Annotated in this window: 13 protein-coding genes; 11 read left to right on the top strand and 2 right to left on the bottom strand. The window is 63.7% G+C overall.

Annotated elements, in window-relative coordinates; all coding sequences use genetic code 11:
* Positions 1-134: 134 nt before the first annotated feature.
* The 10 genes from V6M39_RS16075 to V6M39_RS16030 all read left to right on the top strand — a co-directional run bounded on the left by V6M39_RS16075 (position 135) and on the right by V6M39_RS16030 (position 9,351).
* The gene (locus V6M39_RS16075) at positions 135-845 is read left to right on the top strand and encodes a PspA/IM30 family protein (protein ID WP_332644825.1); all 711 of its coding nucleotides are present in this window, start codon (positions 135-137) and stop codon (positions 843-845) included.
* Positions 846-848: 3 nt separating this feature from the next.
* Positions 849-1,745, top strand: a complete 897-nt coding sequence (gene htpX / locus V6M39_RS16070) for a zinc metalloprotease HtpX (RefSeq protein WP_332644824.1) — start codon at positions 849-851, stop codon at positions 1,743-1,745.
* Positions 1,746-1,749: 4 nt separating this feature from the next.
* Entirely contained in the window at positions 1,750-2,316 is a 567-nt protein-coding gene (gene pspAB / locus V6M39_RS16065; RefSeq protein ID WP_332644823.1) for a PspA-associated protein PspAB, read from the top strand.
* Positions 2,317-2,345: 29 nt separating this feature from the next.
* Complete coding sequence (locus V6M39_RS16060) at positions 2,346-3,617, top strand: aminotransferase (RefSeq protein WP_332644822.1); 1,272 nt, start codon at positions 2,346-2,348, stop codon at positions 3,615-3,617.
* Positions 3,618-3,624: 7 nt separating this feature from the next.
* Positions 3,625-4,740, top strand: coding sequence for a glycerate kinase family protein (locus V6M39_RS16055; protein ID WP_332644821.1), 1,116 nt, complete (start codon positions 3,625-3,627; stop codon positions 4,738-4,740).
* Positions 4,741-4,834: 94 nt separating this feature from the next.
* A complete protein-coding gene (locus V6M39_RS16050) occupies positions 4,835-5,203 on the top strand; it encodes a HesB/IscA family protein (protein ID WP_309970407.1) in 369 nt (122 codons plus the stop codon).
* 77 nt (positions 5,204-5,280) lie between these two features.
* Positions 5,281-6,255, top strand: coding sequence for a carbohydrate kinase family protein (locus V6M39_RS16045; RefSeq protein ID WP_332644820.1), 975 nt, complete (start codon positions 5,281-5,283; stop codon positions 6,253-6,255).
* Between the two features lie 121 nt (positions 6,256-6,376).
* Positions 6,377-7,195: an aa3-type cytochrome oxidase subunit II gene (ctaC, locus tag V6M39_RS16040; protein ID WP_332644819.1), complete on the top strand. Its 819-nt coding sequence runs from the start codon at positions 6,377-6,379 to the stop codon at positions 7,193-7,195.
* On the top strand, positions 7,195-8,952 hold the full coding sequence (ctaD, locus tag V6M39_RS16035; RefSeq protein WP_332644818.1) for an aa3-type cytochrome oxidase subunit I: 1,758 nt from the start codon (positions 7,195-7,197) through the stop codon (positions 8,950-8,952). The genes ctaC and ctaD overlap by 1 nt, the downstream gene beginning before the upstream one ends.
* A 3-nt stretch (positions 8,953-8,955) precedes the next feature.
* The gene (locus V6M39_RS16030) at positions 8,956-9,351 is read left to right on the top strand and encodes a cytochrome c oxidase subunit 4 (protein WP_332644817.1); all 396 of its coding nucleotides are present in this window, start codon (positions 8,956-8,958) and stop codon (positions 9,349-9,351) included.
* 3 nt (positions 9,352-9,354) lie between these two features.
* On the opposite strand, the gene V6M39_RS16025 is transcribed toward V6M39_RS16030, so the two are convergent.
* Positions 9,355-9,582 carry a hypothetical protein gene (locus V6M39_RS16025; RefSeq protein ID WP_332644816.1) on the bottom strand — a complete coding sequence of 76 codons (228 nt, stop codon included), beginning with the start codon at positions 9,580-9,582 and terminating at the stop codon, positions 9,355-9,357.
* An 89-nt stretch (positions 9,583-9,671) separates the two neighbouring features.
* Here V6M39_RS16025 and V6M39_RS16020 point away from each other — a divergent pair, with 89 nt between their 5' ends.
* Positions 9,672-10,829, top strand: a complete 1,158-nt coding sequence (locus tag V6M39_RS16020) for a L,D-transpeptidase (protein WP_332644815.1) — start codon at positions 9,672-9,674, stop codon at positions 10,827-10,829.
* A gap of 59 nt (positions 10,830-10,888) precedes the next feature.
* On the opposite strand, the gene V6M39_RS16015 is transcribed toward V6M39_RS16020, so the two are convergent.
* On the bottom strand, positions 10,889-11,876 hold a 988-nt coding region (locus V6M39_RS16015), incomplete at its 5' end, for a cytochrome b N-terminal domain-containing protein (protein WP_332644814.1).

Raw genomic sequence — 11,876 nt, 5'->3', positions numbered from 1 at the left:
CCTTGCGCGAAACAGGGGTCTTCAGACGGGCCTTGCGGGCCGCTTCTGCCTCTTTGCGACTCGGTGTTGCGCGCCCTTTGCCGGCCTCAGTCTCGTCTACCACCCGCGACACGCTACCCCGTAGGCTGGAACGCATGAGCATCGGTTCGCGGTTGTCCAGGATGTTTAGGGCGTGGCGTTTCAGGGGCAACGACCTCGAGAACCTCAAGGACAAGCTGGACGAGACCTACCGCACCCAGGCGACGCTGTTGCAGCAAGTACGCCGAGCGGTCGCGGACGTGGCGACCAGCCGCAAGCGCGTCGAGCTGCAGCTCGCAGCCCTCAATCAGCAGATGTCACAGCTCGATGACCAGGCCCGTCAAGCAGTCGGGCAGGGCAATGACGACGAGGCTCGCAGGATCCTGGCCCGCAAGGTTTCGCTCGAGAAGGCGGCTGCCGAGCTCTCAGAGCGCCACGCCGACCTGAAGGCCGAGGAAGACAAGCTCCACGACTCGGCGAGGAAGATGGAACACGACGTAGAAGACTTCCGGGCCCGCAAAGACACTCTGGCCGCTCGGCACACCGCAGCCAGCGCTCAGGCCGGCATGAACGACGCGAGTGAGGGGATCACCTCCGCCGCAGGCGGTGTCGGTCAGGCGATGGAAGTTGCCGAGCGCCGAACCCGTGAGCTCGAAGCCGCTGCCGACGCTGTCGACGAGCTCGTACGAGAGGGCCTCATCAGCAAGCCGGGTGAGAGCGCAAACGCTGCGGCATCCCGTCGTTTCGATGCCGCGCTTGACAGCCCGGAGGTCAGCCGCCAGATGGACGAGCTGACCGATGGCAACAAGACCGACGGAGCGAAATAAGTCGTGGCGCGTACACGCTTTCGCTCTGACCGCGGCCTGACGCTGCGTATGGGTGGCGTCGGACTAGGCCTAGGTGCGCTCTACGTCGCCTTCGGCGCACTGCTCATCACGCAGACCGGCTTCGCACTTGGCCTGATCATCACGCTCGGCATGGCCTGGGGCCAGTGGTTCTTCTCTGACACCCTCGCGCTGAAGTCGATGGGCGCCAAGGTGGTCGCTCCTGAACAGGCGCCTGAGCTACACGCCATGATCGACCGACTCTGCTCACTCGCCGACATGCCGAAGCCCAAGGTGGCGATCTCGGTCACCGACATGCCCAACGCGTTCGCAGCTGGCCGTACGCCCAACCACTCCGCCGTATGCGTGACGACCGGCATCATGCAGCGACTCGATGCCGACGAGCTCGAAGGCGTCCTCGCCCACGAGCTCGCACATATCGCGAACCGCGACGTCTCGGTCATGACGGTGGCATCGTCGCTCGGTCTGCTGGCCGGCTTCATCACCCGCTGGGGCATGTACTTCGGTGGCGGTCGCAACCGCGGTAACAACGGGGGAGGCGTGCCGTTCCTCGTGGTCCTGGCCGTCAGCCTTGTCGTCTACTTCGTCAGCTTCTTGCTGACCCGTGCACTGTCGCGCTACCGCGAGCTCAGCGCCGACCGTTCCGGCGCCTACCTGACCGGGCGTCCGTCGACGCTGTCGTCGGCGCTGGTCAAGATCTCGGGCGAGATGGCCCGCATACCCAACAAGGACCTGCGCGAAGGCTCGGCGATCAGCGCATTCTTCTTCGCTCCCGCGATCAACCGTGAGTCGATCGGTGCGCTCATGTCGACCCACCCGCCCCTGCAGCAGCGCCTGGACAACCTCGCCCAGATCGGCGCCGAGCTGTCCGAGAAGGGCTGAGTACGTGGGCCTCTTTGACTCGATCCTCGGGCGCAGCAAACCTCCCGAGGCCGACCTTGATGCGTTGTTTGCCGTCCCGCAGGCAGCACTGTCACTTGGCATCGAAGGTTTCACGCCTACTGGAGTCGGCGCAGTTTGCTACCGCCCGACCGAGGGAGGCGCGTTCAGCGACACCGAGGCACAGATCAAGCAGCTGGTTGCCACAGGTGGTGGGCCCACCATCGAGGGCACGACAGATCGATTCGGCTTCCGCTGGCTGATCGTCACGCGTACTGATGCCGACGTCTCCGGTCTCGTGACAGACCTCCACGCGATCAACTCCTCGCTCGCGGATGCCGGCTTCGGCTCCGCGTTGCTGTGCTCGACCGTCGTGTTCACCGCTCCCACGAAGAAGCGAATGGCACTCGTCTACCTCTACAAGCGCGGCACGTTCTACCCCTTTGCTCCCGAGACTGATGAGCGTCGCGACAACCCGCTCGAGCTGCAAGTACGTGGACTCATCGCGAACGACGTTGCCGTCGAGTCCGACCTCTCGCGCTGGCTCGCAATCTGGGGCGCTCCCGGGCTTTGACGAACGGCACTCCGCGATAGGTTGGAGCCGTGCCATTTTCGACCCTGTCCCGTGACCAGATCCAAGAGCTTCTCGTCGAGCAGTCGGCCAAGTATGTCGAGCTCCAAGAAGCCCAGCTCAAGCTCGACCTGACTCGCGGGAAGCCCTCGCCGGAGCAGCTCGATCTCTCCAACGAGCTGTTGTCACTGCCGGGCGACGACTTCAGGGACTCGGCCGGTACGGACACCCGCAACTACGGCGGTCTGACGGGCTTGACGGGACTGCGCGAGATCTTTGCCGAGATCATGCAGGTGCCGGTCGACCAGGTCATCTGCGGCGACAACGCCAGCCTCGCGCTGATGCACGACACCCTCGTGTTCTCGCTGCTGCAGGGGACCGTCGACTCGCCCAAGCCATGGGCCAAGGAAGACTCGATCAAGTTCATCTGCCCCGTACCGGGCTATGACCGTCACTTCGCGCTCTGCGAGGAGTACGGCATCGAGATGCTGCCTGTCGCGCTCAACGAGGACGGTCCCGACATGGATGCCGTACGCGAGCTCGTCAAGGACCCTGCGGTCAAGGGCATGTGGCTCGTCCCGACCTACGGCAACCCGAGCGGCTCCGTGGTCAGCGAGGCGATTGCCGCCGAGCTCGCCGCCATGGAGACGGCAGCGCCCGATTTCCGGATCATGTGGGACAACGCGTACGCGGTGCACCACCTGACGGAGGAGCAGACCAAGACCGCCGACATCCTCGGCCTGTGTGCGGCCTCGGGTCACCCCAACCGCCCGATGATCTACGCGTCGACGTCCAAGATCACGTTCGCCGGATCAGGCATCCCGTTCATGGGCGGCTCGGCCGACAACATCGCCTGGTTCCTCAAGCACCTCGCGAAGCGGACCATCGGACCCGACAAGGTCAACCAGCTGCGTCATCTGCGCTACCTCAAGGACGTCAACGGCGTACACGCACTGATGGACAAGCACCGCGCGATCCTGGCACCGAAGTTCTTGAAGGTTGTAGAGATCCTCGAGGCCCGCCTCGGTGGCCACGACGTGGCCACCTGGACAGACCCCAAGGGCGGCTACTTCGTCAGCCTCGACACGTCCGATGGTCTCGCTTCGCGAGTCGTGAAGCTCGCCAAGGACGCCGGGATCGCGATGACGCCTGCCGGTGCCGCGTTCCCGTATGGAGACGATCCGCGCGACCGCAACATCCGCATCGCGCCGTCGTTCCCCGGAATGGCTGAGCTCGAGCAGGCCATCGACGGGCTCGCCACGTGCGTGCTGGTGGCTGCCGCGGAGCAAGCACTGGCGAACTAGCCATCTGATGCGCGTCCTGATCGCTCCCGATGCGTTCGCGGGCACTCTCTCTGCTCCCGAGGCAGCGCGCGCGATCGCCGAAGGCTGGCAGCGGTATGCGACGGACGACATCGTCACGGTCGCTCCGATGGCGGATGGTGGACCCGGATTCGTCGACGTCCTACTCGCGGCCCTCGGCGGCCAGCTCGTCTCGGTCGTCGTCAGAGGTCCGCTGGGCGACGACGTGCCGGTGACAGTCCTGCACGTTGACGGGACTGCGTATGTCGAGAGCGCCCAAGCCTGCGGGCTGCATCTCGTCGATCCGCCGGATGCTCTGCGCTCGTCGACGTACGGGGTGGGTCAGGCGATCGCATCGGCCGTCGACCGTGGCGCACGCAAGGTCGTCGTCGGACTCGGCGGAAGTGCCACGAATGACGGGGGAGCGGGCATGCTCGCGGCCCTCGGTGCGACGGCGGATCAGCCGCTCGATGGAGGTCCCGAGGGTCTCGACGGAATAGTGGCCGCTGATCTCGGGCCGGCTCGCGCGCGGCTCGATGGGGTCGAGGTCGTGATCGCCGCTGACGTCGATGTGTCGTTGCTCGGCATGTTCGGTGCCACCAAGACCTTCGGGCCGCAGAAGGGCCTGTCCGAGCCAGACATCATCCGGGTCGACGGGATCCTCGATCAGTGGGTCGTCGCAACCTGTGGCTCGACTCCCGCCGAGCGCCGGCCGGCCGACGCCAAGGGTGCCGGTGCCGCCGGTGGGCTCGGCTTCGCGCTGATGCTGCTCGGCGGCAACGTGGTGTCCGGTATCGACCTTGTCACCGACGCGGTCGGGCTCACCGAGCTGGCCAAGACCCACGACCTCGTCGTGACGGGCGAGGGCACCTACGACTTCTCATCGCGGTCCGGCAAGGCCGTCTACGGTGTTGCGACCGTCGCTGCTGCAGCGGCTCGACCGTGCATCGTGCTGGCCGGTCAGGTCAGCGTCGCCTCACGCGAGATGCGCGCCATGGGTGTGGAGTCGGCGTACGCGGTCGCCGATCTGGTCGGTGTCGAGGCCGCAATGGGTGTGCCATTCGACTCACTGACGACACTTGCTGAGCGTGTCGCCCGGACGTGGTCGCCACGTCGTAAGGATTGAGCGCGTACGATGGAATGGAATCGACACGGCGCCGGTTGTTCACGGTGACGCTGTATCCAATCTTTTCAGGCAAACCAGAACTTTGGGAGTACGCATGACGATCGAGACTGAGCAGTCCACCGTCGAGACCACGCCGAGCACCGAGGTCACCCTCAGCGCCGGCGCAGCCGAGAAGGTCGGCAGCCTGTTGGCGCAAGAAGGTCGTGACGACCTCGCGCTCCGCATCGCAGTCCAGCCCGGAGGCTGCTCCGGCCTGCGTTATCAGCTCTTCTTCGATGAGCGTTCGCTCGACGGCGACCAGATCTTTGAGTTCGGCGGCGTCAATGTCGTTGTCGACCGCATGAGCCTGCCCTATCTCGGCGGCGCGACGATCGACTTCGTCGACACCATCGAGAAGCAGGGATTCACGATCGACAACCCGATGGCGACGGGCTCCTGCGCCTGCGGCGACTCGTTCCACTAAGTCCCCATGTAGTTACTGAGAGTTACCTCATACGACGGCCTTCCGCATAGCGGGAGGCCGTTGTCTATTCTTTACGGGTGCACCTCGCCATCACAGGTTCGATCGCCACAGATCACCTCATGACCTTCCCGGGCAAGTTCGCCGATTCGCTCGTGCCGGAGGAGCTCGACAAGATCTCGTTGTCGTTCCTCGTCACGGACCTCGACGTACGACGGGGTGGTTGCGGCGCGAACATTGCGTTCGCCCTCGCCAAGCTCGGTCACCGCACGCTCCTCGTCGGAGCTGTCGGCAAGGACTTCGAGACCGAGTACCGCGGTTGGCTGGATGACGCCGGCGTCGACACCAGCGGCGTCCTGGTTTCGGAGACCCGCCACACTGCCCGCTTCGTGTGCACGACCGACACCGACCTCGCGCAGTTCGCCACGTTCTACGCCGGCGCCATGTCTGAGTCACGTGACATCGACCTGTTCTCGCTCGGCAGCGACTTCGACCTCGTACTCATTGGCCCTGACGACCCCGACGGCATGCTGCGTCATACGCAGGCGTGCCGCGACAACGGCGTCGACTTCGCAGCCGATGTCTCTCAGCAGCTCGCCTGGGCCGACGGCGACGTCATCCGTCAGCTGATCGACGGGGCGACCTACCTGTTCAGCAACGACTACGAAGCAGCCTTGATTGAGCAGAAGACCGGTTGGTCCACTGCCGACGTCCAGGCACACGTCGGTACGCGCATCGTCACGCGCGGCAAGGACGGCGTCACGGTCTACCCGGCCGACGGCGAGCCGATCCACGTCGGCGCCATCGAGGGCGTCGTCGCCGTCGATCCGACCGGCGTGGGGGACAGCTTCCGTGCCGGATTCCTTGCTGGCATCGCAGCAGGTCTTGACTTCGAACGCTCCGCCCAGATCGGTTGCACCATCGCGGCGAGCGTCGTGGAGACCACCGGCACACAGGAGTACGTCCTCGAGCGCGAGGGCTTCCTCAAGCGGCTCGGTTCGACGTACGGCGAGCAGGCGCAGGCCGAGGTCGACGCCGCCCTGTCACTTGTATAAGTCACCCGTCCGACACGCCCTCGCAGGTGAGGCTGACCTCAGCGTCCCAGCACGCTCACGCTGGGCTAAGGTTCTTGATGTCGGAGACAGTCATGGTTCAGAAAGGCGCCCCGTGGGTCGTATGAAGTTGGCGATTCTCGCCTTTGCGGTGGTGGCCTTGAGCGCTTGTTCGCCCAAGGGCAAGACAGATCTCGAACGCCTCGGTCTGCCGGTTGCCGGCAGCGATCGTTCGCAGCCGATGTGGGAGCTGTGGCTCGGCGGATGGATCGCCGTTCTCGTCGTGTTTGTGCTGGTATTCGGCCTGATCGTCTACGCGATGGTCCGTTTCCGCCGACGCAGCGATGACGAGGTTCCGGTCCAGATCCGCTACAACCTTCCGATCGAGGCGCTCTACACGTTCGCGCCCGTCGTCATCGTCGCGGTGTTCTTCTTCCACACGGTCACCTCGCAGAACGAGATGCTCGAGAAGGTCAAGAACCCAGACCACACCGTCGAGGTCGTCGGCAGCAAGTGGCAGTGGGGCTTCAACTACCTCAGCGAGTCGGCCGTACCCGATGACGTATTCGAGGTCGGCACCCCCGAGGACCCGACCGAGTTGTGGCTTCCAGTCGATGAGTCCGTGCGCTTCAACCTCAAGTCGCCTGACGTCATCCACTCGTTCTGGGTGCCGGAGTTCTACTTCAAGCTCGATGTCGTCCCCGGTCGCGTCAACTCATTCGACATGACGCCGACTCGTGAGGGTGTGTTCACGGGCCGCTGTGCTGAGCTCTGCGGTCTCTATCACTCACGCATGATCTTCAAGGTCCACGTCGTCTCGCGGGTCGAGTACGACGAGCACATGAAGGACCTCTACGCGACCGGCAAGAACACGGGACGCCCCGCGGGTGCCAAAGAAGCCGACACCATTGCCGGTCTGAACGAAAACGGAGAAGAGGGCTGATGGCCGACGCAACGGCGACTGCCGCATTCGACGACGGCTCCGATCGCGCGGCCATTCGCGAGCGCACTCTGGGCCAGAAGGTCGTCACGGTTCTGACAACGACCGATCACAAGGTGATCGGCAACATGTACTTCGTCACGTCATTCGTGTTCTTCATCTTCGGCGGCATCCTCGCGCTGATGATCCGCGCTGAGCTCGCCCAGCCGGGCAGCCAGTACGTCGACGACGAGGTCTACAACCAGCTCTTCACGATGCACGGCACGATCATGCTGCTGCTGTTCGCAACGCCGCTGTTCTTCGGATTCGGCAACGCGATCATGCCGCTGCAGATCGGTGCGCCAGACGTGGCTTTCCCGCGCCTCAACATGTTCAGCTACTGGCTCTACCTGTTCGGTGGTCTGATCACGGTCTCCGGCTTCATCGCCCCTGGTGGTGCAGCGAGTTTCGGTTGGTTCGCGTATGCGCCGCTGTCGGACGCAGTCAACTCTCCAGGCGTCGGTGGTGACCTCTGGATCATGGGTCTGTGGATGGCTGGCCTCGGAACGATCCTCGGTGCCGTCAACTTCGTGACCACGATCTTCACGATGCGTGCACCTGGTTTGACGATGTTCCGGATGCCGATCTTCGTGTGGAACACGCTGGTCACCAGCATGCTCATCCTGATCGCGTTCCCGATCTTCGCGGCTGCGCTGCTCTCGCTCGAGGCTGACCGACAGCTGGGTGCCCACGTCTTCGACGCGGCAAACGGTGGCCCGATCCTGTGGCAGCACCTGTTCTGGTTCTTCGGTCACCCCGAGGTCTACATCATTGCGCTGCCGTTCTTCGGCATCGTCACTGAGATCTTGCCGGTGTTCAGCCGCAAGCCCATTTTTGGCTACATCGGCCTGGTCGGCGCGACGCTGATGATCGCGGCGCTCTCGATCGCGGTGTGGGCGCACCACATGTTCGTGACGGGTGCAGTTGACCTGGCGTTCTTCTCGTTCATGACCTTCTTGATCGCCGTGCCAACCGGCGTGAAGTTCTTCAACTGGATAGGCACGCTATGGGGGGGATCTCTGTCCTTCGACACCCCGCTGATCTTCGCTCTCGGCTTCCTCGTGACCTTCCTCTTCGGTGGTCTGACCGGCGTCATCTTGGCCGCGCCGACTCTCGACTTCCCGATCTCCGACAGCTACTTCGTGGTGGCGCACTTCCACTACGTGGTCTTCGGAACCGTCGTGTTCGCGATGTTCGCGGGCTACTACTACTGGTGGCCCAAGCTCACCGGCCGGATGCTCGACGAGAAGCTCGGCAAGATCCACTTCTGGCTGCTGTTCATCGGCTTCCACATGACGTTCCTCGTGCAGCACTGGCTGGGCGTTGAGGGTATGCCGCGTCGCTACGCCGACTATTCGCCGACTGATGGATTCACGACGCTCAACGAGATCTCTTCGATCGGTGCCTTCCTGCTAGGTGCCTCGACGCTGCCGTTCTTCTACAACGTGTGGAAGTCGCGCAAGAGCCCCAAGGTCAACCTCGACGATCCGTGGGGTTGGGGCCGCTCGCTGGAGTGGGCAACGTCCTCTCCTCCGCCACGCCACAACTTCGTCTCGCTGCCGCGCATTCGTTCTGACAGCCCTGCATTCGACCTTCACCACCCTGAGATCGCTGCGCTCGAGCTCGCTGACAACCCCGGGGAGACCTCTGGGCTGGCCGATGCTCCAGACGTGAACGGCAAGAGCGAAGCCATTTCCGACGCGAAGAAGAAGGGCCACTGATCGATGAAGGCCGAAACTTGGACAATCCTCGGTTGCGGGATCTTCTTCGCGCTGATCGCGCCGATCTACTGGCTCCTCACCGAAGACCCGACCGGTACGTCAGCTCTGGTCATGACGACCCTCCTGTGCGCGCTGCTGGGCTTCTACCTCGCAGTCGTGGCGAAGCAGATTCCCGATCGTCCTGAGGACCGCAGCGACGGCGAGATCTCCGATGGCGCGGGCGAGCAGGGCTTCTTCCCGCCCTACAGCTGGTGGCCGCTGTTCGCCGCCATGGCTCTCGCAGTGTGCGCCCTGGGCATCGTCTTTGGTTGGTGGCTGTTCATCATCGGTGCAGGCTTCGGAGCAATCACAGTCAGTGGTTGGATCTTCGAGTACTACCGCGGCATCCACGCCCACTGATCATCAGCTCTGCGCGTCGCCCGCGACGCGTCGCTTGAACCTTCTGTGCACGGCCTGCTTTGACACGCCGAGAGCGGCGGCAATGCCCGCCCAGCTCACGCCTGCCGTACGTGCACGCATGACCTCGAAGTACTCCTCGCGTTCGAGCTCGGTGCGAAGCTTTGCCACGCGCCTGAGCGCGGACAGCGGATCTTCAGGTTGTTCCGCCTGGGCGGTGATTCGTGCGGTCATGCCGTCAATATATGTTGACGTTCGTCACGACGTCAACATACATTGACGCGGATTCCTGCCCTGCGGTCACGTCTGCCTAGACTGGGGGAGTGAGGGAAATCCGCAGTATCGCTGCCTTGGCCTGTGTCGCCGCACTCGTGCTGGCCGGTTGCTCAGACGTCAAGGACGCTGTCACCCCCAAAGATCCGATCGCGCTCGAGGCGAACGTCGCCGAGAAGGCCGCGGGCGTGAAGGTCGACACGATCGTCAGTGCATCGGCCGAGGATGGTGAGATCACCGCGGCATCGCTGAAGTCCGCGGACGGCAAGGCGAAGGTCAAAGGGCGGATCGCGGACGGCAAGTGGATCGCCACACAGCGACTGGAGCCGGGCACTGCCTACAAGCTGACGGTCACAGGCACGGGTGAGGACGGCAAGGACAAGACGCTCACGAGGGCGTTCTCCACGGAGAAGCTCACCCTGGAACAGCAGACCTACCCGTCCGTTGCACCACTGCAGGGCGAGACAGTCGGAGTCGGTATGCCGGTCATCGTGACGTTCGACGTACCGGTCAAGAACCGTGAGCTGTTCGAACGCAACATGACCGTGAAGACCACGCCAGCAGTCGAGGGCTCATGGAGCTGGTTCAGCGACCGCGAGGTCCACTTCCGACCGGAGAACTTCTGGCCAGCGGGCACGAAGGTCAAGGTCGTGCTACGTCTCAACTCGCTGCCCGCCGCTGAGGGCGTCTACGGGCAACAGGACCAGGTCATCGCCTTCAAGGTCGGCCGCAAGGCAGTCAGCACGGTCGATGTCCGTGCGCACAAGCTGACGTACAAGGTCGACGGCAAGGTCAAGCGGACCATTCCGGTGTCGACCGGTGATTCCGGACACCGGTCCCGGCAGGGCACCAAGGTGATCATGGAGAAGTTCTCCAAGATCGACATGGATGCCGCCACGACAGGCGTCGATTCCGAGGACCCTGACTACTACAACATCGACAACGTCCGTTGGGCCATGCGAGTCACCAACTCGGGGGAGTTCCTCCACGCGGCTCCGTGGTCCGTCCAGTTCCAAGGCAACACCAACGTCAGCCACGGCTGCACCGGCATGAGCACGGCAAACGCTGCGTGGCTCTACAAGCAATCACGGCGCGGTGACATCGTGGAGTTCGTCAACAGCCCTCGACCCCTCGAGGACCGCAATGGCTGGACCGACTGGAACGTCGACTGGGAGAAGTGGCAAGAAGGCTCGGCCTTCGCCGCCTAGACAGACCACAAAGGAAGGGCCGCACCCCAATGGGGAGCGGCCCTTCTTCATGTCTGTGATCAGTGGACGCGGGGGATACCCGTCTCCGACACACCTTGGAACTCATCGCCCAGCTCAACGGGGTGACCGTCAATGTGAGCCATGTGCTCGTTGGCGTGGTGCACGTCGTCGACCGTCGGCTTGTCCAGAGCGCCGTGGTAGTAGCGCTTGCGAACCCAGGCCTGAATCTTGGCCTTGCGTCCGTTGGGCGCTGCCACGCCGTTCTTGTCCGTCTCAGCCGGCGCTGTGAGTTCTGGGAGCCGTTCGTGCGTCGTGAGTGCGTACTGGCGTACGGGATCAAGAGGTGCGTGACGCTCCGAGAAGCCGCCATCGGGCGAACGCTCGATGACGCCGGTCTCGTAGCCGTGCAGGATGCGGTTGGCGTCCTGACGCTGCAAACCGATGCAGATCCGCTTGGTCACGTGATAGGCGATGACCGGAAGCACGAAGAAGCCGATCTGGAGTGACCTCGTGATCATGAAGATGTCGAGGTTGAGGCGGGTGGCGAGGATGTCGTTGCCGCCAGCCATCCAAAGCACCGCATAGGCCGTCATGCCGGCGACACCGAGCGCCGTACGCGTCGGGGCGTTGCGGGGACGCTCGAGGAGGTGATGCTCCTTCTTGTCACCCGTCATCCACTGCTCGACGAACGGCCAGACGCCAAGCACGGTGAACAGAAGTCCCATCGCGCCGACGGCGGGGATGAAGACGTTCATGCTCCAGGTGTAGTTGAGCAGGTTGAACTCGAGGTCAGGCATCAGACGCACCGCGCCCTCGGAGAAGCCCATGTACCAGTCAGGCTGCGAACCGGCGGTGACCTCTGACGGGTTGTAGGGGCCATATGCCCAGATCGGGTTGATCTGCAGCAGTGCACCCATGAGAGCTGTGAAGCCGAAGACGACGAAGAAGAATCCACCGGCCTTGGCCGCGTAGACCGGCATCATCGGGTAGCCGACGACGTTCTTCTCGGTGTGTCCGGGGCCAGGCCACTGCGTGTGCTTGTGGTAG

The sequence above is a fragment of the Aeromicrobium sp. genome (assembly GCF_036675695.1).
Classification (GTDB): domain Bacteria; phylum Actinomycetota; class Actinomycetes; order Propionibacteriales; family Nocardioidaceae; genus Aeromicrobium.
The sequence above is the reverse complement of the archived record's forward strand: the minus strand, read 5'-3'. Positions and strand labels throughout refer to the sequence as shown.

What these genes read in the sequence shown, in the direction of transcription:
- V6M39_RS16075 (WP_332644825.1), top strand. Translation starts at nt 135, where the DNA reads ATGAGCATCGGTTCGCGGTTGTCCAGGATGTTTAGGGCGTGGCGTTTC.
- V6M39_RS16055 (WP_332644821.1), top strand. Translation starts at nt 3,625, where the DNA reads ATGCGCGTCCTGATCGCTCCCGATGCGTTCGCGGGCACTCTCTCTGCT.
- V6M39_RS16050 (WP_309970407.1), top strand. Translation starts at nt 4,835, where the DNA reads ATGACGATCGAGACTGAGCAGTCCACCGTCGAGACCACGCCGAGCACC.
- ctaC (WP_332644819.1), top strand. Translation starts at nt 6,377, where the DNA reads ATGAAGTTGGCGATTCTCGCCTTTGCGGTGGTGGCCTTGAGCGCTTGT.
- ctaD (WP_332644818.1), top strand. Translation starts at nt 7,195, where the DNA reads ATGGCCGACGCAACGGCGACTGCCGCATTCGACGACGGCTCCGATCGC.
- V6M39_RS16030 (WP_332644817.1), top strand. Translation starts at nt 8,956, where the DNA reads ATGAAGGCCGAAACTTGGACAATCCTCGGTTGCGGGATCTTCTTCGCG.
- V6M39_RS16025 (WP_332644816.1), bottom strand. Translation starts at nt 9,582, where the DNA reads ATGACCGCACGAATCACCGCCCAGGCGGAACAACCTGAAGATCCGCTG.